The sequence below is a fragment of the Amycolatopsis solani genome (assembly GCF_033441515.1).
Taxonomy (GTDB): domain Bacteria; phylum Actinomycetota; class Actinomycetes; order Mycobacteriales; family Pseudonocardiaceae; genus Amycolatopsis; species Amycolatopsis solani.
In genome coordinates this window covers 1,877,096-1,901,254 of record NZ_JAWQJT010000001.1, presented here as the reverse complement: position 1 = coordinate 1,901,254, position 24,159 = coordinate 1,877,096, and the positions used below count along the sequence as shown (strand labels likewise).

24 protein-coding genes and 1 riboswitch are annotated in these 24,159 nt (G+C 72.3%); of the genes, 4 read left to right on the top strand and 20 right to left on the bottom strand.

What is annotated here, in order from left to right; all coding sequences use genetic code 11:
• Positions 1-19: 19 nt before the first annotated feature.
• Positions 20-75: riboswitch (guanidine-III (ykkC-III) riboswitch) on the top strand.
• A 27-nt stretch (positions 76-102) separates the two neighbouring features.
• Both SD460_RS09530 and SD460_RS09525 read left to right on the top strand, forming a co-directional pair.
• Positions 103-408 carry a DMT family transporter gene (locus tag SD460_RS09530; RefSeq protein WP_290058623.1) on the top strand — a complete coding sequence of 102 codons (306 nt, stop codon included), beginning with the start codon at positions 103-105 and terminating at the stop codon, positions 406-408.
• Positions 409-412: 4 nt separating this feature from the next.
• A complete protein-coding gene (locus SD460_RS09525; protein ID WP_318306551.1) occupies positions 413-823 on the top strand; it encodes a DUF6640 family protein in 411 nt (136 codons plus the stop codon).
• Between the two features lie 169 nt (positions 824-992).
• Here the strand turns inward: SD460_RS09525 and SD460_RS09520 are convergent, their stop codons facing one another.
• The 7 genes from SD460_RS09520 to SD460_RS09490 all read right to left on the bottom strand — a co-directional run bounded on the left by SD460_RS09520 (position 993) and on the right by SD460_RS09490 (position 8,454).
• Complete coding sequence (locus tag SD460_RS09520; RefSeq protein ID WP_290058621.1) at positions 993-1,772, bottom strand: type III pantothenate kinase; 780 nt, start codon at positions 1,770-1,772, stop codon at positions 993-995.
• Between the two features lie 5 nt (positions 1,773-1,777).
• Positions 1,778-2,272 (bottom strand): aspartate 1-decarboxylase, encoded by a 495-nt coding sequence (gene panD / locus SD460_RS09515; RefSeq protein ID WP_290058620.1) that lies wholly within the window; start codon positions 2,270-2,272, stop codon positions 1,778-1,780.
• 9 nt (positions 2,273-2,281) lie between these two features.
• Positions 2,282-3,187: a pantoate--beta-alanine ligase gene (gene panC, locus SD460_RS09510; protein WP_290058619.1), complete on the bottom strand. Its 906-nt coding sequence runs from the start codon at positions 3,185-3,187 to the stop codon at positions 2,282-2,284.
• A complete protein-coding gene (locus tag SD460_RS09505; protein WP_438860659.1) occupies positions 3,184-4,146 on the bottom strand; it encodes a Rossmann-like and DUF2520 domain-containing protein in 963 nt (320 codons plus the stop codon). Before SD460_RS09505 ends, panC begins: the two co-directional genes overlap by 4 nt.
• Positions 4,147-4,236: 90 nt before the next feature.
• Entirely contained in the window at positions 4,237-5,340 is a 1,104-nt protein-coding gene (locus tag SD460_RS09500; RefSeq protein ID WP_290058648.1) for a PrsW family intramembrane metalloprotease, read from the bottom strand.
• A gap of 465 nt (positions 5,341-5,805) precedes the next feature.
• Positions 5,806-7,923, bottom strand: a complete 2,118-nt coding sequence (locus tag SD460_RS09495; RefSeq protein WP_318306077.1) for a DUF6779 domain-containing protein — start codon at positions 7,921-7,923, stop codon at positions 5,806-5,808.
• Positions 7,924-7,992: 69 nt separating this feature from the next.
• Positions 7,993-8,454, bottom strand: a complete 462-nt coding sequence (locus SD460_RS09490) for a DUF3180 domain-containing protein (RefSeq protein WP_290061149.1) — start codon at positions 8,452-8,454, stop codon at positions 7,993-7,995.
• A gap of 61 nt (positions 8,455-8,515) precedes the next feature.
• On the opposite strand from SD460_RS09490, the gene SD460_RS09485 reads away from it, so the two are divergent.
• Positions 8,516-9,451: a helix-turn-helix domain-containing protein gene (locus tag SD460_RS09485; protein WP_318306076.1), complete on the top strand. Its 936-nt coding sequence runs from the start codon at positions 8,516-8,518 to the stop codon at positions 9,449-9,451.
• Between the two features lie 457 nt (positions 9,452-9,908).
• On the opposite strand, the gene folK is transcribed toward SD460_RS09485, so the two are convergent.
• The 13 genes from folK to dacB all read right to left on the bottom strand — a co-directional run bounded on the left by folK (position 9,909) and on the right by dacB (position 23,419).
• Positions 9,909-10,400 (bottom strand): 2-amino-4-hydroxy-6-hydroxymethyldihydropteridine diphosphokinase, encoded by a 492-nt coding sequence (gene folK / locus SD460_RS09480; RefSeq protein WP_318306075.1) that lies wholly within the window; start codon positions 10,398-10,400, stop codon positions 9,909-9,911.
• A complete protein-coding gene (gene folB / locus SD460_RS09475; RefSeq protein ID WP_290061151.1) occupies positions 10,397-10,756 on the bottom strand; it encodes a dihydroneopterin aldolase in 360 nt (119 codons plus the stop codon). The genes folK and folB overlap by 4 nt, the downstream gene beginning before the upstream one ends.
• Positions 10,749-11,555, bottom strand: a complete 807-nt coding sequence (gene folP, locus SD460_RS09470) for a dihydropteroate synthase (RefSeq protein WP_290061187.1) — start codon at positions 11,553-11,555, stop codon at positions 10,749-10,751. The genes folB and folP overlap by 8 nt, the downstream gene beginning before the upstream one ends.
• Before the next feature lie 35 nt (positions 11,556-11,590).
• Complete coding sequence (folE, locus tag SD460_RS09465) at positions 11,591-12,196, bottom strand: GTP cyclohydrolase I FolE (RefSeq protein WP_318306074.1); 606 nt, start codon at positions 12,194-12,196, stop codon at positions 11,591-11,593.
• Positions 12,174-14,600 carry an ATP-dependent zinc metalloprotease FtsH gene (ftsH, locus tag SD460_RS09460; RefSeq protein WP_290061154.1) on the bottom strand — a complete coding sequence of 809 codons (2,427 nt, stop codon included), beginning with the start codon at positions 14,598-14,600 and terminating at the stop codon, positions 12,174-12,176. The genes folE and ftsH overlap by 23 nt, the downstream gene beginning before the upstream one ends.
• A gap of 203 nt (positions 14,601-14,803) precedes the next feature.
• On the bottom strand, positions 14,804-15,619 hold the full coding sequence (locus tag SD460_RS09455) for an ESX secretion-associated protein EspG (protein ID WP_290061172.1): 816 nt from the start codon (positions 15,617-15,619) through the stop codon (positions 14,804-14,806).
• Positions 15,620-15,743: 124 nt separating this feature from the next.
• A complete protein-coding gene (locus SD460_RS09450; protein WP_318306073.1) occupies positions 15,744-16,523 on the bottom strand; it encodes an ESX secretion-associated protein EspG in 780 nt (259 codons plus the stop codon).
• 60 nt (positions 16,524-16,583) lie between these two features.
• On the bottom strand, positions 16,584-17,975 hold the full coding sequence (locus SD460_RS09445) for a hypothetical protein (RefSeq protein ID WP_290061178.1): 1,392 nt from the start codon (positions 17,973-17,975) through the stop codon (positions 16,584-16,586).
• A gap of 23 nt (positions 17,976-17,998) precedes the next feature.
• Complete coding sequence (locus SD460_RS09440) at positions 17,999-18,364, bottom strand: hypothetical protein (protein ID WP_290061180.1); 366 nt, start codon at positions 18,362-18,364, stop codon at positions 17,999-18,001.
• A gap of 144 nt (positions 18,365-18,508) precedes the next feature.
• Entirely contained in the window at positions 18,509-19,060 is a 552-nt protein-coding gene (gene hpt / locus SD460_RS09435) for a hypoxanthine phosphoribosyltransferase (protein WP_033261644.1), read from the bottom strand.
• 3 nt (positions 19,061-19,063) lie between these two features.
• Complete coding sequence (gene tilS / locus SD460_RS09430) at positions 19,064-20,023, bottom strand: tRNA lysidine(34) synthetase TilS (RefSeq protein WP_318306072.1); 960 nt, start codon at positions 20,021-20,023, stop codon at positions 19,064-19,066.
• A complete protein-coding gene (locus tag SD460_RS09425) occupies positions 20,020-21,030 on the bottom strand; it encodes a zinc-dependent metalloprotease (RefSeq protein WP_290056052.1) in 1,011 nt (336 codons plus the stop codon). The genes tilS and SD460_RS09425 overlap by 4 nt, the downstream gene beginning before the upstream one ends.
• A 103-nt stretch (positions 21,031-21,133) precedes the next feature.
• Complete coding sequence (dacB, locus tag SD460_RS09420; RefSeq protein WP_290056049.1) at positions 21,134-23,419, bottom strand: D-alanyl-D-alanine carboxypeptidase/D-alanyl-D-alanine endopeptidase; 2,286 nt, start codon at positions 23,417-23,419, stop codon at positions 21,134-21,136.
• A gap of 176 nt (positions 23,420-23,595) precedes the next feature.
• On the opposite strand from dacB, the gene SD460_RS09415 reads away from it, so the two are divergent.
• The gene (locus tag SD460_RS09415; RefSeq protein WP_086671401.1) at positions 23,596-24,114 is read left to right on the top strand and encodes an inorganic diphosphatase; all 519 of its coding nucleotides are present in this window, start codon (positions 23,596-23,598) and stop codon (positions 24,112-24,114) included.
• The last annotated feature ends 45 nt before the right edge of the window (positions 24,115-24,159 follow it).

The following is a 24,159-nucleotide window of genomic DNA, read 5'->3' as shown; positions in this document are numbered from 1 at the left end:
TTCGGAAGTGGCCCCCGCACCCGCGGCCGGCCCCGGACGAGCGCGTCGTACCCGGTGAGGACAAGACGGCGCAGTGGTTCCACACACTGCGAAAGGCTCGTCATGTCCTGGCTTGTTCTCGTCCTGTCCGGAATCCTGGAGACCGTGTGGGCCGCCGCCCTCAAGAGCTTCTCCCGGCCGGCTTCGATCGTGACGTTCGTGGTCGCGCTGGTGTTGAGCATGGCCGGCCTGGCGTACGCGCTGCGGGAGATCCCGCTCGGCACGGGGTACGCGGTGTGGGTCGGCATCGGCACGATCGGCACGGCCGTCTACGGCATCTTCGCCTTCGGCGACTCCGCATCGGCGGCGCGCATCACGTGCCTGGTGCTGATCGCGGCGGGGGTGGTGGGGCTGAAGTTGCTGCCTTGACTCGATTCCCGCGGTTCGATGCGGAGGATCACGGGCCACCCGCCGGGCCGAGAAACGCCCCGCCCTCCCTGGGGGGCGTGCCCTTGTCCAGCGTATCGGCGACCGGCGACAAACCCGCAAAACAGCGGCCGCTTGGGCGAAGTTCTCCACATCGCGGCTCCCCTGTGGACAACGCTCTCTCGCGGCCAATGCGCGGCAGCTGTGGCGCCACCCGACCCGGGCCGGCCTCGACGCGTGGGCGGTGCTGGCGTCGTTGTACTGGGTGACGCAGATTTCGGCGCTGGCGTACCCGGGTGCCCGCGCGGTCGGTCCGCCGGGCAAGGCAGGGTTCCCGCAGGCGAAGGTGGCTTTCCCAGCGCTGGCGGTGACGGCACTCGGGTACGTGCTGGAACGGCGCAGGCTGGCCCGCGGCTAAGCCGCCCGCCCTCTCGGCGAGGTCGCGTGGACGCGCTCGGCTTTGCCGATCTTTCCCGCGGCGGTGAAGTCGGTTCCCGCAGGCCCCGAATGCCCCTCACCGGCGTCGCGAATGACTCATTGCAGACCTCCGACGTCCCGAATGAGTCATTCGCGACCTCGCCCCAGCCTCAGCCGCGAATGTTCCGCTCGTAAACCAACCGCAGCCCGAGCAAAGTCAGATCCGGCACGTGGTCCGTGATCGTCTCCGACTCCTCGATCACCAGCGGCGCCAACCCGCCGGTCGCCAGCACCGCAACCGGCTCGACCCCGCCAGGCGACAGCTCGCGCACGATCCGCTTCACGAGCCCATCCACCTGCCCCGCGAACCCGTACAAAATCCCCGACTGCAGGCACTCCACGGTGTTCTTCCCGATCACCGACCGCGGCGGCACCAGCTCGACCTTCCGCAGCGCCGCCGCGCGCAGCGCCAACGCGTCCACCGAAATCTCGATCCCCGGTGCGAACGCGCCGCCCAGGAACTCGCCGCGGGCCGAAATCGCGTCCACGTTGGTCGACGTGCCGAAGTCGACCACCACGCACGCCGTGCCGCTGTGGAGGTGGTGTGCGGCCAGCGTGTTCGCCAGGCGGTCCGCGCCCACCTCCTTCGGGTTGTCCACCAGCAGCGGCACACCCGTGCGGACGCCCGGCTCCACCACGATCTTCGGCACGGCGGCGTAGTACCGCGAAAGCATCACGCGCAGTTCGCGCAGCACCGCCGGCACCGTGGACAGCGCGCTGATGCCCGTCACCGAATCCGCGTGCGGGCCCAGCAGGCCGCGCACCGTCAACGCCAGCTCGTCGGCCGTCATGCGCGCGTCCGTGCGCATGCGCCAGTCGCCCACGAGCGACTGGCCGGACCAGAGTCCCAAGACGATGTTCGTGTTGCCGACGTCGACGGTGAGCAGCAAGCGGGTCAGCTTTCCGCGTGCAGCAACGCGTCGAGGCGGCGGGCGTCCGCCGTCTCCGCGACCGGGAAGATCGCCGTCTCGTCGTCCGGGAGCGTCACGGTGCCGCTGAGCAGCCCCGAACCCTCCGGCGCGTGGCCGGGGTCGCTGTGCCGGTGGACGATCCGGTTGTCCGCGTCGACGAACACCACGCGCGGTTCGTACCGCGCGGCCTCGGCGTCGTCCATCTGACCGTACGAAATGAGGATGACCAGGTCACCCGGGTGCACCAGGTGCGCCGCGGCACCGTTGATGCCGAGCACGCCGCTGCCGCGTTCGCCCTTGATGACGTAGGTCTCCAGCCGGGCGCCGTTGGTGACGTCCACAATGGACACCTGTTCGCCCGGCAGCAGGTCCGCGGCTTCCATCAGGTCTTCGTCGACCGTCACCGAACCGACGTAGTGCAGGTCGGCCTGGGTCACGGTGACCCGGTGGATCTTCGACTTGAGCATGGTGCGGTACATAGTGGACTCCTATTCCCCTGCGTCCAGCCGCTCCGGGTGCTCGACAGCCGCGCCGAGCAACACCGGGACGTTGTCGATCAGCCGGGTACTCCCCACCCGGGCCGCGATCAACAGTCGTGCTTCACCATCGACGGGCGCGGGCCCGAGGTCGGTTCCCCTCAACTCCAGGTAATCCACCTCGACCGCGGGCCGCGCGGCGAGGGTCTTCCACGCGGTCTCGAGGACCGCGTCGGCCCCGTCCCGGCCGACGAACGCCCCCGCGGTGAGGGCGGCCGACAGGACGATGGCGTCTTCACGCTGTTCCGGCGTCAGGTAGACGTTGCGCGACGACAGCGCCAGCCCGTCGCGCTCCCGCACGGTCGGCACGCCGATGACGCGCGTGTCGATGTTCAGGTCCCGGACCATCCGCTTGATCAGCACCAGCTGCTGGTAGTCCTTCTCGCCGAAGAACGCGTAGTCCGGGCGGACCAGGTTGAACAGCTTCGCCACGACGGTCAGCACGCCGGCGAAGTGGCCGGGGCGGACAGCGCCCTCGAGCTCGTCGCCGAGCGGGCCCGGGTGCACGGTCACCGCGGCGCCGTCGGCGTAGAGGGCGTCGGCGCTCGGGGTGAAGGCGATTTCGACGCCGTCCCCGGCCAGCACGGCCAGGTCGGCGTCCAGGGGCCGCGGGTACGCCTCGAAGTCCTCGCCCGCGCCGAACTGCAGCGGGTTGACGAAGATCGAGGTGGCCACGACGGTGTTCGGCAGCCGCTTCGCGCGGCGGATCAGCTCGCGGTGCCCGGCGTGCAGCGCGCCCATGGTCGGCACGAGCGCGACCTTGCGGCCGACGCCGCGCAGCGCCCGGCTGACCTGGCTGACGTGCTCGGGCGGCGCGAACGTGTTCAGCGTGCCGCGGGTGAATTTCGGTGTGGTCACTGGTCTTGCTGCCCTTCGGCGGGATCGTCGAGGAGTTCGGTGAGGTCTTTGGCGGCCGCGGTGTCCGGCAGTACTCCTGCTGCCAGGGAACGCGCCACCGTGCGCTTCGCCAGCGCCCGGTAGGCCGGCGCCACGTCCGGCGCCCGGTCCGTCAGCACGGCGAGGTGCTTGCGGACGGTGCCGAGATCGCCACGGGCGACCGGACCGGTGAGCGCGCGGTCGCCGTGTCGGAGCACATTATCCAACGCCGCCGAGAGCAGCGGCGCGACCAGGCGTTCGGAATGCCCGATTCCCGCTTCCCGCAAGACTTCCGTGCAGTCGGCGACCAGTGTCATCAGGTGGTTCGCGCCGTGGGTCAACGCAGCGTGGTAGAGCGCTCGCGCGGAGTCGGGGATGCGCACCGGCTCGGCACCCATCTCGACCGCGAGCGCCTCGCCGACGTTCCAGGCCGCCTCGTCGTCCGCGGCCGCGGTGACGCCGATGCTGCACGCCGCCAGCCGTTCGAGGTCCTCCTCGCGGCCGGTGAACGTCATCACCGGGTGCAGCGCGAGCGGCAGCGCCCCGGCTTCGGCCGCGGGGGCCAGCACGTCGATGCCCTGCGCGCCGGAGGTGTGCACGACGATCTGCCCGGGCCGCAGCGACCCCGTGGCGACGAGCCCGCGGACCATCCCGGCCAGCGCGTCGTCGGGGAGGGCGAGCAGCACGAGATCCGCCCGGCCGACGGTTTCGTCGGGCGGCAGGATGGGCACGTCGGGGAGGAGGCGTTCGGCCCTGGCCAGCGACGCCGCGGACAGGCCGGACGCGGCCACCACGGTGTGTCCCGCCCGGGCCAGCGCGGCGCCGAGCACACTGCCCACCCGGCCGGCGGACACGACGCCGACCGCGAGGCGGGCGGGCCTCATCATGGCGTGCGCCTGTGGACGCTCATGGTTGGCAGACTCCCTCTGCTCTCGTTCCAGTCCCGCTCCGGGTACCGGACGAACGGCGCGAGACTAACTCGATTAAGCGCGAAGCGTTGAACCCGGGTGACCAGCTTCACCCGGACCGGGTCACCCTCGAGCGGCCTCGTCGGCGAGGCGCGTCGCCTCCGCGCGAGCGGACTTCAACGTGCGCAGCAGCTCACGCTGGCGCTGCCGGTCGGCGTCGTTGCGCAGTTCACGCCGGTCGAGGAAGGCGAGCTCGGTCACGCTCGCCTGGTAGACGGCGACGGCCTTCGCGGCCTGCTTGCCGGACTGGCGCTTCGCCTGGCGCCGCCAAGCCCGCCGCCCGGGCAGGCTGGCCAGCAGATCGACCTCCGACGGCGCGATCCAGCGCGCCGACGCCATGTGCGGCAGCGCGGCGGCGATGATCCGCTGCTCCCGCCGTCGCTGCAGGACGACCAGGTAGACGACGCCGAGGAACAGCGGCACCATGATCAGGAAGTAGACGGTGAGGAACTTCGACCCGCCGAGCAGCGCGGCGCTGTTCCACAGCGCGTGCAGGCAGACGGCGGCCAGGTAGCCGGCGATCGGCGCGACGAACTTGAGCGCCTTGGTCGTCGTCCGGACGGCGATGCCGATCCCGATGCCGGTGAGCACCGCGAACAGCGGGTGCGTGAACGGCGCGAGCACGCCACGCAGGAAGAACGCGGTGATGACGCCCTGGCTGTGGCTGTCGCCGAAGCCGTAGTCGTAGAAGGCCCGGCCGAAGTAGTAGATGTTCTCGGTGAAGGCGAACCCGGCGGCGCTGAACCCGGCGTAGACGACCCCGTCCACGACGCCGTCGAACTCGTTGGACCGCCGCCAGGCGATGAGCACGACGAACAGCGCCTTGGCGGCCTCCTCGACCACCGGCGCCGAAACGAGCGCGGCGAGTGTGTTGCCGTTCCCGGTCCCGAGCAGCTCTTCGCCCACGGCCTCGGCGGTGGTGTTGATGAGCAGCGCGGTGATGGTGGCGATGCAGGCACCCCAGGCGAAGGCGAGCAGCAGGAACTTGGCGGGTTCGGGCTCCCACCGATCCACCCAGAGGAACCCGGCGACCACCCCGGCGACCGGCACGAGCGCGGCCAGCACCCCGATGGTGACGGCCAGCGGCCCGACGCGGGCGGTGGCCAGGCCGAACAGGAAGAGGCCGCACAAGGCCACCACGATCAGCCCGAACACCGGCAGCAGCACGGTGATCCGCCGGGGCCGCCGTCCACGATCGAGTCCCGTCGCGGGCGAGAGGGTTCCGCTCACAGGCGGTCACCCTACGCAGACCGGACAGGAGAAGGAACGCCACCTCGCCCCTCGGCGCGCCGGGGCCCGCGCCCCAATGCCACATTGGGTGCGTTGGACGCACCGAACGCCACATTGGGGCGCTCGGGACCGGGCCGACCGGCACTGCCCGCGCCCGGCCCGGGCAGCTGCGGAGCCGGTGCAGGTGCAGGCCGCGCCAAAGCGCCCCAATGTGGCCTTCGGTGCGTGAGACGCAACCAAGGCGGCCTTCGGTGCGTCTGACGCAACCAAGGCCGCCTTGGGGCGCTCGGGAGTGGGCCGACCGGCGGAGCCCGGAGGAGCCGGGGCGCGAGCGGCGGAGCCCGGAGGAGCCGGGGCGCGAGCGGCGGAGGTGCCCGGCGAAGGCTCGCCGGGCCGTCTGGCTCAGTCCTCGGCGCGTCGGCGGCGGCGCGGGGTTGAGCCCGTTCCGCCGTTGGCCGCCAGCAGCTCGCTCACCGAACGGCCCGCCGTGTGGGATCCGCTGCCGGGGGGTGGCTCCGGGGAGCGGTGGCCGTTGCGGCCGTTGGCGTTCTGGTCGACGTCCGCCGGGTCGACCGGGGCCATGTTGCGGCGGGACATCGAAGCGCGCTCGGCGACCATGCCCTCCCACGCCGGGGGTTCGCCGTCCGGGCGACGGCGGCGGCCGCCTCCGGTCGGCTCCGGGGCGGGGACCGGCGGCATTTGCTGGGACTCGTCCGGCTTGCGGCGGCGGCCGCCGGAACGGCCCTGGAAGTTGCGGACCGATTCCGGGAGCGTCGGGTTCGCCATCGGCGCCTCGCCCTGGGCGGCCTCGGCCGGCGCGCGGTGCGAACCGCTGTGGCGGGACGACGGCTCGTCGAGGATCGGCGACATGTCGGCCCGCGAGAACTGCTCCAGCCGCGAGGGACGGCGGCCGTCGGCGGCCGGGACCGGCGTTGTCGGCGGGACCACCGGGGGCAGGTCAGTGCGCGACGGCTGCCGCGGCGACGGGCTGTTGCTCGGCACCGGCGTCGTCGGCGGGACGACCGGCCGGATGTCGCTGCGGGAGGCCGCGGCGTCCCGCGGCATCGGCGGCGCCGGCTTCGGCTCGGGCGGCTTCGGCCGGTTCGGGCGCTGCCGCTCGGCGAAGTCGTCGCGGTTCTGGAAGGCCGCGCTGAGGTCCTTGACCGGCCGGATGTCCGACCGCGACATCTCGGACGGCTTCGGCGGCGGCACGCTGGCCGCCGGACGGCCCGGCGCCGGACGCGGCGGCTCGGGTGCCTTCCGCGGCTCGGGACGCGCGCCGTTCGGCTTCGGTCCGACGCGCGGCAGGTCCGGCCGCGACATCTCCACCCGCGGAATGTCGGGGCGAGACATTTCGACCCGCGGAATATCCGGCCGCGACATCTCCACCCGAGGAATGTCCGGACGGGACATCTCCACCCGAGGAATGTCCGGACGGGACATCTCCACCCGAGGAATGTCCGACCGGGACACCTCGGCGGGCCGCATCGCCGGGCGCGACAGCTCCGCGCGGCGCGCGGGCGGCGGCTCGGGACGGCGGATCTCCGTCTTCGGCTCCGGCGCCCGCCGGATTTCGGTCTTGGGCTCGGGCCGCGGCACCTGGCGCGTCGCCTCAGCGGCGGCTTCCGGGCGGCGCTCGGGCTGCTTCGCGACCTCTTCCGGCTTCGGCAGCCGCATCGGCTGCGACTCGGCCTGGCGGCGCGCGGCCTCGGCCCGCAGCTCGGCGGCCTTCAGCTCGCGCTGCGCGGCGTTCAGCGCCGGGTCGACCGCCGGCACCGGCGGACGGCGATCGCTCAGCGGCTTCGGCCGGGCCATCTGCTGGGTGCTCTGCACGGAGACGTTCGCCGGGGTCTTCGGCACGGCCTTGCCGCCGAAACCCTTGCCGAGGCCCTTGCCGTTCGCGGGCTTGCCGTTCGACGCCTTCCGGCGGCGCTCGTCGAGCACGCGGTCGATCAGCTCGGTCGGCCGCTCACCCGCCTCCGGCACCGGCTTCTTGGCGGCCATCAGCTGCGCGGGCTTCTTCTTCGGCGGACCGTCGGTGACCATGCGGTTCTCGTCGGACAGCTTGCGCATCCGGGTCGCCTGCGCGGTCAGCGCGACGCGTTCGAGCAGCACCTCGCCGCCGAACAGCGACTGGAGGCTGTCGCGCAGCGCGGACACCTCGGCGCGCAGCGCCTCCAGCTCCTCGCGCCCGCGGGAGTCGGCGGCACTGCGGTTGTCCGCCTCCATCTCCAGCTCGTACTCACGCCGGGCCGCGATCTCGCGTTCCAGCTCCAACTCGTACACAGCCTGCGCCTCGGCGACCGCGTCCTCGCTCTGTGCCGCGTGCTTGCGGTACTTCACGGCGAGGAAAGCGCCGATCAGGGCAGCCCAGAGGGCGGCGACGATCCCCAAGCGGAGATAGCGGAGATCGTCGCTGAGCACCAGTGCGAGGGTGGCTCCGATGGCGAGGACGAATCCGACGACGAGCCACGGCCTGCCCAAGAGGCGGCCGCGCGAGTCGTCACCCACGCCGGTCATGACTGACACCGTACCTGCTCGTAATCCGAACGAGACCTACTCGGTCCAGCGAGCGGTGGGATTCCAGCGCTAACCGGTCGTCCCCCGGGTGGGCTCACGGTCTTGGTCGCGCGGGGTCCGGCAGCAGTGTTCGAGCCACAAACCCGCTGCTACCAGGGCCGCAGCGGACGCGACGCCGACGACCGCCGCCCGGGTGTCGAGCACCGCGGCGACGAGTTCGTCACGTCGCGGGAAAAGGTAGGCGAGCGCGGCCAGCCAGGCGCCCGCCATGAACGCTCCAGCGAGTGACGAAGCCTTGGCCAAGGCCACCGATCGGGCGATCCCGATCGCGGCGATGACGCGGCCGTTCTTGATCCGCGAGCGGATGGAGAACGCGAGCACGGCCTCGATCACCGCCAGCACGGCGAAGGTGACGCCGGCGAGCAGCGGCAGCCGGGGCAGCGAGCCGTAGGCGATCTGGAACAGCAGGTAGCCGATGACCAGGCCGAGCAGCCCGGCGACGACCAGATCACGGGGCCGCGTGAAGTGCATGAGGCAACCGTACCGTGCAAAGCTTGACTCTCCCCCGACTGGAGAGTTCACCATGCGTCTAGTGGGCACCACCGCGACCTTCACCATCGGCGAGCTGGCCAAGCGGACCGGCCTGCCGGTCAAGACCATCCGCTTCTACTCGGACGAAGGCCTGTTGCCGCCGACCGAGCGGACGGACGCCGGCTACCGCCTCTACGACGCCGCGGCGATGGCCCGGCTGGAGCTGGTCCGCACCCTGCGGGAGCTGGGCCTGGGCCTCGCCGACGTCTCCGCGGCGCTGGCGCGGCCGGCGACGGTCGGCGAGCTGGCGACCCGGCACGTCGAGGCCCTCGACGAGCAGATCCGGCGGCTGCGGCTGCGCCGGGCGGTGCTGCGCGCGGTGGCGAAGCGCAATTCCGAGTTGGAGGAAGTGAACCTGATGAACCGTCTCGCGTCGATGTCGGACGAGGAGCGCAAGCGGCTGGTGGACGAGTTCTGGGACGAGATGGTCGCCGGGCTCGACGTGGACCAGGAGTTCTACCAGCGGATGCGCGCGGGGAAGCCGGAGCTGCCGGACGACCCGTCGCCGGAGCAGCTGGAAGCGTGGATCGAGTTCGCCGAGCTGGTGCAGGACCCGTCGTTCCGCACGTTGATCCGCGGCATGAGCGAACGGCAGTCGCGGGAGATCGAGGCGGGCGAGTTCCAGCAGCCGTCGGACGCGTGGCAGCAGAACTGGCCGGGCTGGGTCTCGCGCGCGGAAGCGGCCGTGACGGCGGGCGATTCCCCCACGTCGGAGGTGGGGCAAACGCTTGCGGCCGAGATCGCGGCGGCGACGGCCCGCACCGACCAGGACCCGGCATCGGCGGAGTTCCGCGCGGAGATGGCGGACCGCTTCGAGACCAGTGGAGACCCGCGAGCGGAGCGCTACTGGCAGTTGCTCGCCACCATCAACGGGTGGCCCCCGGTCCCGACGGCCCAGCCCGCGGTGCGGTTCATGGTCGCGGCACTGCGGGGTTAGCGGCCTCCTGTCACCGACCCGCAGCCGCAACTCGGCGATCGGCGGCTCGACGGGGGTTGACTTGCCCGGCCGAGGTCGAGACCGGCCGTCGCTGGGCACCGGCACGGTTGGCCGGCTGCCGGTTGGCCGGGCCCGAAAGCCGCCCGGCGGGCCGTCGTCGGGCGTAGGTTGGCCGGCTCGGCGAGCCCGAGATCGGACCTGGCGCAGGTCGGCCGACTCGGCCAGCCCCAGATCGGACCTGGCGCAGGTCGGCCGACTCGGCCAGCCCCAGATCGGACCTGGCGCAGGTCGGCCGACTCGGCCAGCCCGAGACCGGACCTGGCGCAGGTCGGCCGACTCGGCCAGCCCCAGATCGGACCTGGCGCAGGTCGGCCGACTCGGCCAGCCCGAGACCAGACCTGGCGCAGGTCGGCCGACTCGGCCAGCCCCAGACCAGACCTGGCGCAGGTCGGCCGACTCAGCTCAGCTCGAGGGCCGTCCGGCGGACCGTTGCCACTTCGGCCGCCGGGCGGGCCGCCAGGAGGGTTGCGATCGGGCCGTGGCCGGGCAGGACCGCCGCCGGGTCGAGCTCCGCCCACGGGACCAGCACGCTCGCGCGGTCCGGCGTTCCCGGGTGCGGGAGCAGCAGCTCGGGGTCGTCGGACGTCACGCCGTCCACCGTGACCACGTCGACGTCCAGGGTGCGCGGGCCCCAGCGGAGCTCGCGGACCCGGCCGGCCGCCTGCTCGGCCGCCTGGCCCGTGCGCAGCCACGCCCAGTGGTCGCGGGCCGGGTCGTCGACCACGCACACCGCGTTCAGGAAGTCCGGCTGGTCTTCGACGCCCCAGGCCTTGGTCTCGTACACGCTCGACACCGCGACCAGCGCCGGGCGGACCGCGTCCAGGGCCAGCCGCAAGTAGCCCAGCCGGTCACCCAGGTTCGAGCCGAGGGAAAGGACCGCGCGGCTCATCGGTCGCGCCGGACCGTCACCGCGACGTCGTCGAACGTCAGCGGGATCGGGGCCGACGGTTTGTGGACCGTCACCTCGATCGCGCTCAGCCGCTCGTCGCGCATGACCTCGTCGGCGATCTTGCCCGCGACGCTCTCGATGAGGTCGTACGGCTCGCCCGCGACGATGCCCGCCGCCAGCTCGGCCAGCTCGCCGTAGTGCAGGGTCTTGGTCAGGTCGTCCGACGCGGCGGCGGGCCCGAGGTCGAGCCACGCCGTGACGTCGACGACGAACTCCTGGCCATCGCGCTTCTCGTGCTCGAACACGCCGTGGCGGCCGAACACGCGCAGGCCGGTCAGCGTGATCCGGTCAGACATCCGGCGAACCCTTCCACCACGCCGCGGCCACCGCGACCGCGTCCAAAGAGGCCCCGACCTCGTGCACCCGCACGCCCCACGCGCCGGCCGCGGCGGCGAGGGCGGAAATCGCCGCCGTCGCGTCCTCACGGCCGTCCGGCGGGCGGGGCGTGCCGTCCTTTTCGGACAGCAGACGGCCGAGAAAACGCTTGCGCGAGGCGCCGACGAGCACAGGGAAACCCAACGACAGCAACGAATCCAGCCCGCGCAGCAACGCCCAGTCGTGCTCGGCGTTCTTCGCGAACCCGAGCCCGGGGTCCAGCACGATCGCGCTCTCGGCCACCCCGGCCGCCAGCGCTTCGTCCACCCGGGACAGCAGCTCGGCCCGGACATCGGCGACGACGTCGGTGTAGGACGCCAGCGCCTGCATGTCCTTGCTGTGCCCGCGCCAGTGCATCAGCACCCACGGCACGCCGGTTTCGGCCGCGACCCGCGCCATGTCCGGATCGGCCAGGCCACCCGAGACGTCGTTGATCACGTGCGCGCCGGCTTCGACCGCGGCAGCGGCGACGGTCGCGCGCGTGGTGTCGACCGACAGCGCCACGCCTTCGCCCGCGAGCGTCCGGATCACCGGCAGGATCCGGTCCAACTCGGTCTCGGCGTCCACCCGGGCCGCACCCGGCCGCGTCGACTCGCCGCCGACGTCGATCAGGTCGGCACCGCGCGCCCACATCCGGCGGGCGTGCTCGAGGGCCTGGTCGAGCCCGAGGTAGCGGCCACCGTCCGAAAAGGAATCGGGCGTCACGTTCAGCACGCCCATCACGACGCACCGGCCGGGAGCGGGAAGCCCCACGCTCACCGGCGCGCCTTGATCAGGTCGAGCGCCTCCGCCCGCGACGACGGCGAATCCTTCAGCTGTCCCCGCACCGCCGACGTGGTGGTGCGGGCACCGGGCTTCCGGATGCCGCGCATGGCCATGCAGAGGTGCTCGGCCTCGATCACGACGATCACCCCGCGCGGCTCCAGCTTCCGCACGATCGCGTCGGCGACCTGCGAGGTCAGCCGTTCCTGGACCTGCGGGCGCTTGGCGTAGAGGTCGACGACCCGGGCGAGCTTCGAGAGCCCGGTGACCTTCCCGGCGGCGTTCGGGATGTACCCGACGTGCGCGACACCGTGGAACGGCACCAGGTGGTGCTCGCAGCTGCTGTACATCGGGATGTCCGTGACCAGCACGAGTTCCTCGTGGGACTCGTCGAAGGTCCGGTCCAGCACCGAGTCCGGCTCGGTGTACAGGCCCGCGAACATCTCGCGGTACGCGCGGGCGACCCGGGCGGGGGTGTCCTTCAGACCGTCCCGCTCCGGGTCTTCACCGCACGCCAGCAGAAGCTCGCGGATCGCCTTCTCCGCCCGGTCGTGGTCGAAGACCGGGCGGTCGGCGTCACTGCGGCTTGTCTGGTCCATCCACGTCACGTCGTTCTCCCTCGTTCTGCTGGTTGCCCGCCTGGTCGGCGAACCAGCCGTGCTCACGAGGGCGTTCGTCACCACCGGGCCGCCACGACTGGCCCGGCTGACCACCGGGGGAGGTCGCGGGGGTCCAGCCCGGAGGGGCACCGTAGTTCGGCGGGCCGCTCTGGCCGCCGGCCGGGCCGCCCGGGTAGCCGCCGGTCTGCTGGCCGCCGCCGTAGGACTGCGGCCAGTGCGCCGTGCCGTTGGGACCACCGTTCGGGCCGCCGTAGGGACGGCCGCCGTTCGGGTAGGCGCCCGGCTGCGGCGGGGCGTACGGGTTGGCGTTCGGGTCCGCCGGCGTCGGGGACGGGTACGGCGGGCCGCCGGGCAGGTCGCCCGCGCCCGGCGCGGTGCCGACCGGGGTCGGCTCCGGCTTGAGGGCCGGCTTCGGCTCCTTCTCCGGCGGCGGCCACGGCTCGCCGCGCTCCATCGCCAGCTCGCCCGGGGTCTTGATCGGCGGCTTGTCCGACGGCGTCCGCTCGCCGAACTCGTTGAAGACGGTGATGTGCGGGCGCTTCTCGACGGTCGCGAAGATCCGCTCGAGGTCCTTGCGCTGCAGCGTCTCCTTCTCCAGGAGCTCGATGACCAGCTCGTCGAGCACGTCGCGGTAGGTGTTCAGCACGTGCCACGCCTCGGTGTGCGCCGTCTCGATGAGCTTGCGCACCTCCTCGTCGATCTCGTGCGCCACCTCGAGCGAGTAGTCCGCCTGCCGCCCGGCCGACCGGCCGAGGAACGGGTCGCCCTGCTCCTGGCCGTACTTGACCGCGCCGAGGCGGGCGCTCATGCCGTACTCCATGACCATCGCGCGGGCGATCTTCGTCGCCTGCTCGATGTCCGAGGACGCGCCCGTGGTGGGCTCGTGGAAGACGAGCTCCTCCGCCGTGCGGCCACCCATCGCGAAGACCAGCCGGCCGATCATCTCCGAGCGGGTCATCAACTCCTTGTCGTCCTCCGGGACGATCAAGGCGTGCCCGCCGGTGCGGCCGCGCGGCAGGATGGTCAGCTTGTAGACCGGTTCGATGTCCGGCATCGCCCACGCGGCGAGGGCGTGCCCGCCCTCGTGGTAGGCCGTGATCTTCTTCTCCTTCTCGGAGATGATCCGGCTCTTGCGGGCGGGGCCGCCGACGACGCGGTCGACCGACTCCTCCAGCGCGACGTCGGTGATCACGTGCCCGTTCTGGCGGGCGGTGAGCAGCGCGGCCTCGTTCAGCACGTTGGCCAGGTCCGCGCCGGACATGCCGACGGTTCGCTTGGCCAGGCTGGTCAGGTCCGTGCCCTGGGCGATCGGCTTGCCCTTGGCGTGCACCTCGAGGATCGCCTTGCGGCCGCGCAGGTCGGGCGCGGACACCGGGATCTGCCGGTCGAACCGGCCGGGGCGCAGCAGCGCCGGGTCGAGGATGTCGGGCCGGTTGGTGGCCGCGATCAGGATGATCCCGCCGCGGGCGTCGAAGCCGTCCATCTCGACGAGCAGCTGGTTCAGCGTCTGCTCGCGCTCGTCGTGCCCGCCGCCGAGGCCGGCGCCGCGCTGGCGGCCGACCGCGTCGATCTCGTCGACGAAGATGATGCACGGCGCGTTCTGCTTGGCCTGTTCGAACAGGTCACGGACGCGCGAGGCGCCGACACCGACGAACATCTCGACGAAGTCCGAGCCGGAGATCGTGTAGAACGGCACGCCCGCCTCGCCGGCGACGGCTCGCGCGAGCAGCGTCTTGCCGGTACCGGGCGGCCCGTAGAGCAGCACGCCCTTCGGGATCTTCGCGCCGAGCGCCTGGTACCGCGCCGGGTTCTGCAGGAAGTCCTTGATCTCGTACAGCTCTTCGACGGCCTCGTCGGCACCCGCGACGTCCCCGAAGGTCGTCTTGGGCATGTCCTTGTTCAGCTGCTTGGCCTTGGACTTGCCGAAGTTGAGGACGCGGTTGCCGCCGCCCTGGGCGTTGTTCATCATCCACATCAGCAGGCCCAGCACGAGGGCGAGCGGGATGGCGAAGATGAGGATCTGCGTCAGCACGCCCTGCTGGGTCACCTTGGTGGTGAACTTGATCGGCGCGCCGCCGTTCTTCGCCGCGATCAACGAGTCGTAGATCGGGCGGGTGGCGTCCGCCGGGTACTGCGAAATGATCTGGGTGACCTGCTGGCCGTCGACGTCGACAGGTTTGTTCAGCAGCAGCTTGAGCTGCTGCTCCTTGTCCTCGAGGCTGGCTTCCTTGACGTTGTTCGAGGAGATCTGGGAGTTCGCCACCGAGATGGGTGCCTGGGTGTACCCACGATCACTGTCGAAGATCGTGTTGTACGCGAACAACGCCAGCAACCCCGCGACGATCCACAGCAGTGGGTTCCTGAGCACGCTCTTCCGGTTCATACGACTCGGCCCTGGTGGCCTCGACCCTCCCTGGTTGGGCGGCTCCTGTGATACCCGCCATCACGATCTTGACAACCCGCGGTGCCTTGGACACCCGTCCCATCAGGGTACCGTCCGCTGCCGCGTTCATCCCCTGTGAGCCTCTCGCAGGTCAACGGGCGATACCGCGCCCGGGTTCCCGGTCCGCGTCCACACCGGTCACGCTATCGCGTGCCGTCGGACACACTGTTCACCATCTCGCCCAGCCGCGTCCGCAGGGTCGCCGGGTCGGCCGGGGCCACCGTGACCCACTCCCGACCGTCGCTACCTGCGCGGGAGAGGCTCAGGTAGCGTCCGGTCGCGGTGTCGAACCAGGCCAGGACGCGGGACCGCTGCTTGGCCCCGACCTGCGAACGGCTGTTCGCTGCCAGCTGACCGCCCCGCTGCCGCGGCTGCCCGGCGAGGCGGCCGTACGCCTCCCGCGGGTCGGCCGTGACGCGCTCGCTCAGCGGGGTCCGGCGCCCCTTCCCGCGCTCGTCGGGCGCGGTCGACGGCAAGGACACCGGCACCCGGATCGGCGGGGTCCGCAGGGCGTCGTCCAGCGGGAGTGTGATCGACGCCTCGCTCCCCCTCGGCCCGGCCGGCAGCACGCCGACGACGGCGGAGACCAGGCCGTCGCGCGGGATGTCCCGCAGCCAGATGCCGTCGGCGTCCTGGACCGCGAGGACGCCCTTGGTGTCGTCGGCCGCCGCGAGGACGCCGACCGTCGGCGCTTCGAACTGCGGGATGTGCAGCGCGTCGATGGTCAGCGGGGCGAAGGCCAGCAGCCCCAGCGCGTCCTCGATCGGCGGCGCGAGCCTGCCGCGTGGTTCGCGGAGCCCACGGGCCTTCAGCTCGGCGTCGACGCGGTGGCGCAGCGAGACGCGCTCGTCTTCGGTCGCGCCGTGCGACCGGACCCGCAGCGGGTACGGCAGCTCGCCGAGCTGCGCCGACTCCCACAGGAAGTCGAACGCCAGTGGCGAGAAGAACTCTTGCATCACTACTCTCCCGGATCGGACTCTTGCTCAGCGTAGCCCGCACCACCGACAAAAAATGATCGTCGCGGCGAGCACGCTCGGAGAAGCCGGAGCCCGATCTTGGCAGAGTGCCCGGACGGCCGCGTCGTCAGACCGCCGTGGTCGAGGTGGCCAGCATCTCGCCCAGGCGGTGGCGCAACGTCGCCGCGTCCGCCGGCGCGATCGTGATCCAGTCACGGCCGTCGCGGCCGCGGGACGCCTGGGTCAGGTAGCGGCCGGTTTCGGTGTCGAACCAGCTCAGCACCGGTGAGCGCGTGCGGCCGCCCACCTTGGAGCGCGCGTTGGCGGCGATCTGGCCGCCGCGCAGGCGGGGCTGGGCGTGCAGGCGGGCCAGTGCCTTGCGGTCCTCGTCCGCCGACGAGCGTTCGTCGCCGTTGCCGCGGCGCTGCAGGAAGTCGACGCCGTGCGCGCCGACCAGCTGCTCCAGCGGCACCGTGATCGACTTCTCGGTGCCGCGCGGGGCGCCCGGCAGCAGCGAGACGATCGCGCTGGCGAGGCCGTCGGCCGGGCACGGCTGCAGGTGCAGGCCGCGGCGGTCCTGGACCGCCAGCAGGCCCTGGCCGCCCAGCACGCCGGCGATCGCGAGCAGCGGCTCGGCGTCCGGGGCGATCAGCTGGACCGCGTCCAGGCTGAGCTCGGCCTGCGCCAGTACGCCGAAGTAGTCCTCGACGTGCGGTTCGGGCCGCCCGCGGCCGTCGGCGAGCCCGCGCGCGACGAGACCTTCCAGCGTGCGGCGGCGCAGTGCGGCCCGCTCGTCGACGGTTTCGCCGTGCGAGCGGACGCGCAGCGGGTACGGCAGCTCGCCCAGCCCGGCGGACTCCCACAGGAAGTCCACCTCGACCGGGGTGAGCAGCTCAGCGTTCGGCATCGAGCCACCCCCAAGAGAAAACGGGCCGGGCACACCGTCGGCGTGCCCGGCCCGGAAGGATCAGCGGTCTTCGTCGTCCCCGGACCACGCGCCGATGACCGGCGGCGGGGTCGCCTGGTTCGCGCCGAAGGCCTCGTCCGGGTCCGCCTCGATGAGGAAGGACGCGTGCGTGTGCTCCTCGTCCTGCTCGCCCTGGGCACCCTGCGGAGCCATCCCGCCCATGCCCGGGTTCATCGGGGGCGGGGCCTGCTGGCCGCCGATGGTGCCCGCCGCCGAGACGACGCCCTGCTGCGGAGCCTGGGCCGAAGCGGCGCTCTGCCCCTCGGCCGACGCCAGCGACGTGTCGTTCTCGGCCTTCTTCGAGCCGGACTTGGTGCCGGCGCCGAGCGCCCGCGAAGCCAGCGCGCCCAGGCCACCGGCCGCGCCGCCGATGCCGAGGCCCATGCCGATCTTGCTGAGCGGGCTGCCGCCACCGGCACCCGCGCCGGGGGCGACCTGGCCGGTGCCGGTCACGGAGCCGGCACCGTGACCCGGGACCGAACCGCCGGGTGCGTCGCTGCCGAGCGAGGCCGCGTCGGCCCCGCCGAAGCCGCCGGGCACCCCGTGGCTCGCCCCGGTCACGCCGGCCGCGTGCTGCGCGCCGAAGGCGCCGCCGCTGCCGAAACCGGACGCGTTGGAGGCGAAGATCGCGTCGCCCGCGCCACCGGGGAGCCCCTGGACCGGGCCGGTGCTGCCGACGGCGTTGACCGAGTTGAACGAGATGGAGTTGTGCGAGCCCGTCGGCTTCATGCCGAGCGATTCCGGGCCGAAGCTCGGGGTCGAGCTGTCGACCTCGCTCATCGCCTTGGTGTAGGCGTTGAAGAACGCGACCTGCTGCGCCTTGACGTCGTTGGCCGCGTCCGCCTGCGCCTTCTGGTCGGCGATCAGCGCCGCCGGGCCGCCGGCCAGTGCCGCCGCCATGGACTGCTTCGGGTCGTAGTCCTTGGGGGCCGGCATCTTCTTGACCTCGGCGGCCGCCGCGGCCTGCCGGGCGAGCCGGTCGGACATCGTGTGCGCGGCGTCGGAGGCCTGCGAACCGGAGTTGGCGATGGCCACCAGCGCGCCCTGCGCACCGCCGGCACCCTGGCCGACCCACGCGTTGCCCAGCTCGGCGATCGCGTTGTACAGGTGGTCGGACGCCTGCTTCAGCTCGGTGCCGTGGTGCGCCCAGGCGTGCCCGGTCGACTCGGCCGTGCCGGGGTCGTTGTTGTTGACCGCGCCGGCGTAGAGCTGCTGGCTTTCCTGCGCGTTCCAGTTCGGCGGGTTCGCGATCGCGCGGTCGCTGCCCATGTCGAAGCCGCCGGCGCTGCCGCGGGCGTTGGCGACGATGTTCTGCGACGCGGAGTTGTCGCCGAGCGGGACGAGCGAACCCGGGTCGGACGACGAAGGCTGGTCGCTGTGGTTCGGAGCCATGACTGCGAAATCCCCCTCAGGACTCAGGCGTTGCGGAACGGGTCGGCGGCGGCGTTGTCGATCTCGTGGTAGCGGGACATCGCCGTGACGATGCCCTCCTCCGCGGCCGAGTACTGGTCGAGCAGGTTCTGCAACGCGGCCGCGTAGGAGTCGCCGCCGCCGTCGGCGCGCTGGACGAACTTCGCGGCCATCGCGTTGCCGACCGGGTTGTCGCCGAGCTTCGGCGGCTGGGCGAGCGTGCCCGCGCCGTTGAGCAGTGCCTCGACCGCGTCCTTGCCGGTGCGGATCTTCTTCAGCACGGTCTGCGCGGCGTCCGGGTCGATTCCGACCTGGCCCGCCGCGGCCGCGGCCTTGAACGCGTTCGCGTCGGCAGCGCTGCTGTTCCCCATCTGAGCTCTCTCCCGTTCCCCCGACCCGGTCACCGCGGGCACGAATGGTCTTCGCATAGGTTAACGCACGTGATCAGAGCGTATGACGCAAACTTCGCCACTCGGGTTCCGCGGATCCGGTCGTTGCGGTGAACGGTCGGTGAACTACGCCGTGTACACCTTCGGGTCCAGCGTCCCGATGTACGGCAGGTCCCGGTAGCGCTCGGCGTAGTCGAGGCCGTAGCCGACGACGAACTCGTTCGGGATGTCGAAGCCGATGTACTTCACCGGCACGTCCACCTTCACCGCTTCCGGCTTCCGCAGCAGCGAAACGACCTCGAGCGACGCGGGGTTGCGGCTGGCGAGGTTCTTCAGCAGCCATGACAGCGTCAGGCCGGAGTCGACGATGTCTTCGACGATCAGGACGTCCCGGCCCGCGATGTCGCGGTCGAGGTCCTTGAGGATCCGCACGACACCGGACGACGACGTCGCCGAGCCGTACGAGGAGACGGCCATGAATTCCAGCTGCGTCGGCAGCGGCAGCGCGCGGGCGAAGTCGGTCATGAACATGACCGCGCCCTTCAGGACGCCCACCAGCAGGAGTTCGCCCTGCCCGTTGGCCGGATAGTCGGCGGCGATCTGCTCCGACAGTTCCGCGATCTTGTCCTTGATCTGCTGCTCGGTGACGAGCACGGAGGCGATTTCGCCCTCGTACACGGGTCATTCCCCTCGTGTGGTGGGTTGGGAGGTGAGGCAGAGCCTGCCATGCGCCCGCCGCGCCTCCAAGTTGCCGGGCAACCAGACACCGCCCTGACCACGCCACCGGGCGACCAGCCCGTCGACCGCGCGGAGGTGCGCGTCGGTGAGCTCGCGCACACCCGATTGCAGCAACCACCTGCGAAGAACCCGCCGCCGCAGTGCCGCGGGCTCGGCCTCGAGGAGTCCGACATCCAGCCCTTCGGCGCCGCCCGCGCGGGTGAAGATCATGTCCGCCATTGTGTCCAGCGCCTCATTGTCTTCACGCAGCTGCGCGGCCGTCCGGGCGAGCGCGCCCGCCACCCCGCCGTTGAGGACGTCCTCCAGGAGCGGCAGCACCTCGGTGCGCAACCGGACGCGGGTGAAGCGCGGTTCGGCGTTGTGCGGGTCGTCCCACGGCTCGACGCCGAGCTCGGCGCAGGCGGCCCGGGTGGTGGCGCGCGGGACCGCGAGCAGCGGCCGTCCCCACGGCGGGTCGTGCGGCCGCATGCCGGCGACGCTGCGCGGGCCCGAGCCGCGGCCCAGGCCGAGCAGGACGGTTTCGGCCTGGTCGTCGAGGGTGTGGCCGAGCAGGACGAGCTCGTGCCCGGCCAGCGCCCGGTAGCGGGCCTTGCGCGCGGCGGCTTCCGGACCGCCGGTGCCGGTGACGTCGACCCGGCGCACCTCGGCTTCGTCGGCGCCGAGCGCCTTCGCCGCGGCCGCCGCGTCCCGCGCGATCTTCGCCGAGCCGTCCTGCAGGCCGTGGTCGACGACGAGCGCGCGGACGACGTGCCCGCCGCGGTGCCCGGTGTACGCGGCGGCCTCGGCCAGCGCGAGCGAGTCGGCGCCGCCGGAGACCGCGACGCAGATCTCGGACGGCGCCTCGACGGTGTCCAGGAAGGCGCGCACGGCCCGGCGGACGGCCGCGACCGCCGGCCCGGTCATCCGTGCAGGCGCCGGACCCACGCCGCCGGATCGGCGATCTCGGCGCGCGACGGCAGGGTGTTCGGCGACCGCCAGACGGCGTTGAAACCGTCCATGCCGACGGCGTCCACGACGTGCTTGGTGAACTTCGCGCCTTCTTCGTACTGGCGGATCTTCGCGTCGACGCCGAGCAGCGCGCGCAGCAGCCGGTCGAAGACGCCACCGCCCTTGCGCCGGGCGGAGAACCGCGCGCGGATCGTGTCGACGCTCGGGACGACCTGCGGCCCGACGGCGTCCATCACGTAGTCGGCGTGGCCTTCGAGCAGCGTCGAGAGCGCCAGCAGCCGGTCGAACACCGCGCGTTCCTTCGGCGACTGGAGCAGCTCCGCGAGGTTCAGCTTCGGTCCCTGCTTGATCGCTTCGGGCAGCCGGCCGAACAGGTCGGACAGGCTGTCGCTGCCGCCGCCGGCGAGGCCGGAGACGAGCCGCTCGACCTCGTCGGCGAAGTAGTCGCGCAGCCACCGGACCGCGGTGAACTGCAGCCGGTGCGTGCATTCGTGCAGGCAGACCCAGAGCCGGAAGTCGTGGCCCGGCACGTTCATCGCCTGCTCGGCGGCGACGACGTTCGGCGCGACGAGCAGCAGCTGCCCCTCCCGCTCCGGCCCGCCGAAGGGGTCGTACTGGCCCAGCACGCGGCTGGCGAGGAACGCGAGCACCAGGCCGGTCTGGACGCCGGCGCCCCCGGCGAGGATCGGCCCGAGCGCCCCACCCTGCTGCGGCAGCGCGCGCCCGGTCAGCGCACCCAGCCCGGCGGCGGCCGAGCGCACCCAGCCGGGCCGGTCGACGACCTCGCCGGGCAGCAGCGGCAGGTCGAGGCCCAGGTTCGTCAGCTGCCGGACGTGCCCTTCGGCCTCCACCGTCAGCTCGCGAAGGTCGGTGACGGCCGCTTCGGCCTCTTCGCGCGGGATCTGCGGACCACCGCGCACGAGCAGCGCGCCGGTCTGCGCGGCGATCGCCCAGTCGACCATGGGCCGGGTCTCGGTTTCCTGACTCACCCTTCCGACGCTACCTGCCCGGTGGGCGTTTCCGGCCACGATCTTCGTACGGTTCGCACACGGAGAGGTACCCCCGCTACGCGCATCCGCACTTGCGGAGGCTCGTGGCCAGTACGTCGATGGCGTCCCGGCCCGGGTCGGTGTCCGAGCCGTTGGACATGAACGCGAACACCAGCACCCGGCCGTCCTGGTCGAGGACCAGCCCCGCCAGCGTGTTCACCCCGGTCAGCGTGCCCGTCTTCGCGCGCACCCAGCCGCGGCCCGCCTGGGACGCCGGGGTGTCGAAGCGCTTGTCGGCGAGGGTGCCGGAGCCGCCCGCCACCGGGAGGCCGGCCAGCACCGGGCGCAGCTTGCCGGTGCCCGGGTTCTTGCCCTCCGGTGCCGCCGCGGCCGCGAGGAGCTGGGTAAGCAGCCGCGCCGGGATGCGGTTGAGCGACGAGATCCCGCTGCCGTCGGACAGCTCGACGCCCGAGACGTCGAACCCGTGGTCCTTCAGCACCTTGACGGTCGCCTTCGCGCCGCCGGCGTAGCTCGCTTCCTCGCCGTTGGCCAGCGCGACCTGCCGGGCGATGGCCTCGGCGAGGACGTCGTCGGACAGCACCATCAGGTCGGACACCAGCTCGGTCAGCGGGGCCGACTTGACCTCGCCGAGCACCTTCGCGTCCTTGGCCGCGGTCGCCTGGCCGCCCGGTGACGCGCCCAGCTTCGACGCGATCGACGAGGCCAGCGCGCTGCCCGCGTTCGCCGTGCGCTGCGAGTTGTTGTCCTTGGGGCTGATCCGGCCGCCATCGGCCATCACCGGTGCCATCTGAGTCGCGTACGTCGACGGTGCGTCGCCCGCTTCCCAGCCCGGCGCGGTCGTGGCGCCCTTGAACAGGGTCAGGTCGACCTGCACCTTCTTGACGCCGGGCGCGGCCTTCTTGACCTGCGCGACGAGGTCGTCGACGTGCGCGGCACCCGGGTACAGCGGCGAGTCCGTGCCCAGCGGCAGGTTGGTGATCGTCGTGTCGCCGCCGCCGACCAGTACGACCGTGCCCGGGTCGGCGCCCTGCACGATCTTGGTCGACAACCGCAGGTTGTGGTCGAGGGAGAGCAGCGCGGCCGCCGACGTGAGGACCTTCGTCGTCGACGCCGGGGTCACCGGGGTCCCCGAGCCGCGGTCCCACAGCACGGTGCCGGTCACCGGGTCGATCACACTGCCGGTGAGCTGGCCGAGCGCGCCGTTGCCGGCCGCCGAAGCCAGCACCGACTTGACGCCGTTCGCGGTCGGCGCCTGCCCGGCGTTGTTCGGCCCTTGCAGCTGACGCGTGGCGGCGCCCGGCTCCGGGCTGTCGCCCTTCGGCGCGTTCGGCGCCCACGGCAGGCCCAGCCGGTTCGACACCTTCGGCATCGCCGCGGCGACCCCGCCCCCGGCCAGCAGCAGCAGGACTACCACGACGAGCGCGATCAGCTTGCCCTTGCGCCGCTTCTTCGGCGGCTCCCCGGCCGGCGGCGCTTCGGCGGCGGGCGGCGGCTCGGACGGCGGCTGCTGCTCGGGCCGCGGCTCGGTGCGGGACTGGGGCTGCTGCTGGAAGGCGGCGGGGAACTGGGTCGGCCGCTCGATCCCGACGGTCGCCTCGGCGTCGAACCGCTGCCCGTCCGGCTCGATCCGCTGCGGCCGGGCAAGGGACCCGGCGGACGCCGACGGCACGACCCCGCGCGGTGGTTCCGGCGGCAGGCCGGGCCGCCGGTCACCCGGTTCGGCCGGGCGGTCGCCGCCGCGGTTCTCCCGCAGCTCGATGCGCTGGGCCCAGGGCTGCTGGGGCTCTTCCGGACGCTGCGGCTCCTCACGGCGCTGGGCGTCGGCGCGCTTCAGCTGCTCTTCGCGGCGTTGCTGCTCCTCACGCCACAGCTGCAGCTCCTCACGCCACTGCTGCTGCGGCTCCTCGCGGTGTTCCTGCTGCTCAGCGGTCCAGACGTTGCGCTCGACCGGCACCACCGGCGTCGGCTCGGGCTGCTTCACCTCGATGAACTGGGTGCTCTCCGCGGGCGGCTGCTCGGCCCGGATGTACTCGGTGCCCGCCTCGGGAGCCGGCTTCGGCTCCCGGCTGCCGAGCCGGTCGGCCAGGTCCTGCTTGGCCGGCGGCGGCGAGGGCGGCGGCTCCTCCGCCGGGACGTTGAGCCCGGGGACCGGCTCAGGCGCGACGTTCGGCGCGAACCAGGACCCCTTGGGTGCTTGGCTGCCTGTGACCTTGGGCACGCCGGACTCCCCCGGCGGGCTCGGCGGCGGGTCGGGCAGGGACATCGGGGTGGTCTTCCGCGCGCCCGACGACGAGCGGTCTTCGTCCGACGAAGGCCACATCGGCTGGTCGTTTTCCGGCACCCACCACTCCTTCTCACCTGCCCCGGCAGGGGCCAAGGTCACATGCCGCGTGGCCGACATCGATGGGGACCCGCGGCACGCCGTAGTCCACACTAGGAGACGTCAAGACAGTCATGAAGGTTGCCGCCCGCGTCGGGCGGGCACGCCCGGATCTATAAAGAAGCAGCGAGGACGCCGTGGAGTTCGACGTCACGATCGAAATCCCCAAAGGGGAGCGCAACAAGTACGAGGTCGACCACAAGACCGGCCGCATCAAGCTGGACCGGACCCTGTTCACGGCCACGCAGTACCCGGCCGACTACGGCTTCATCGACGACACCCTCGGCCAGGACGGCGACCCGCTGGACGTGCTCGTCCTCGTCCAGGAGCCGACCTTCCCGGGCTGCCTGATCCGCTGCCGCGCGATCGGCATGTTCCGGATGACCGACGAGAAGGGCCCGGACGACAAGGTCCTCGCGGTCCCGACGAACGACCCGCGCCTCGAGCACCTGCGCGACATCCACCACCTGAACGAGTTCCACAAGCTGGAGATCCAGCACTTCTTCGAGGTGTACAAGGACCTGGAGCCCGGCAAGAGCGTCGAAGGCTCGTCCTGGGTCGGCCGCACCGAAGCCGAGGCGGAGATCGCCCGGTCGTACGAGCGCGAGACCGACCGCCTGGCCAAGGAAGAGGCCAACGGCGGCGCGGCCCACTAGCCCGCACGCGAAAAGGCCCCTCGGGAAGCTTCCCGAGGGGCCTTT

Bases quoted from the DNA above. Each gene is read 5' to 3' on its own strand.
- SD460_RS09530 (WP_290058623.1), top strand. From the start codon at position 103: ATGTCCTGGCTTGTTCTCGTCCTGTCCGGAATCCTGGAGACCGTGTGG.
- panD (WP_290058620.1), bottom strand. From the start codon at position 2,272: ATGTACCGCACCATGCTCAAGTCGAAGATCCACCGGGTCACCGTGACC.
- SD460_RS09495 (WP_318306077.1), bottom strand. From the start codon at position 7,923: ATGACCGGCGTGGGTGACGACTCGCGCGGCCGCCTCTTGGGCAGGCCG.
- SD460_RS09490 (WP_290061149.1), bottom strand. From the start codon at position 8,454: ATGCACTTCACGCGGCCCCGTGATCTGGTCGTCGCCGGGCTGCTCGGC.
- folK (WP_318306075.1), bottom strand. From the start codon at position 10,400: ATGAGCCGCGCGGTCCTTTCCCTCGGCTCGAACCTGGGTGACCGGCTG.
- folB (WP_290061151.1), bottom strand. From the start codon at position 10,756: ATGTCTGACCGGATCACGCTGACCGGCCTGCGCGTGTTCGGCCGCCAC.
- folP (WP_290061187.1), bottom strand. From the start codon at position 11,555: ATGGGCGTGCTGAACGTGACGCCCGATTCCTTTTCGGACGGTGGCCGC.
- folE (WP_318306074.1), bottom strand. From the start codon at position 12,196: ATGGACCAGACAAGCCGCAGTGACGCCGACCGCCCGGTCTTCGACCAC.
- ftsH (WP_290061154.1), bottom strand. From the start codon at position 14,600: ATGAACCGGAAGAGCGTGCTCAGGAACCCACTGCTGTGGATCGTCGCG.
- SD460_RS09450 (WP_318306073.1), bottom strand. From the start codon at position 16,523: ATGCCGAACGCTGAGCTGCTCACCCCGGTCGAGGTGGACTTCCTGTGG.
- SD460_RS09445 (WP_290061178.1), bottom strand. From the start codon at position 17,975: ATGGCTCCGAACCACAGCGACCAGCCTTCGTCGTCCGACCCGGGTTCG.
- SD460_RS09440 (WP_290061180.1), bottom strand. From the start codon at position 18,364: ATGGGGAACAGCAGCGCTGCCGACGCGAACGCGTTCAAGGCCGCGGCC.
- tilS (WP_318306072.1), bottom strand. From the start codon at position 20,023: ATGACCGGGCCGGCGGTCGCGGCCGTCCGCCGGGCCGTGCGCGCCTTC.
- SD460_RS09425 (WP_290056052.1), bottom strand. From the start codon at position 21,030: ATGGTCGACTGGGCGATCGCCGCGCAGACCGGCGCGCTGCTCGTGCGC.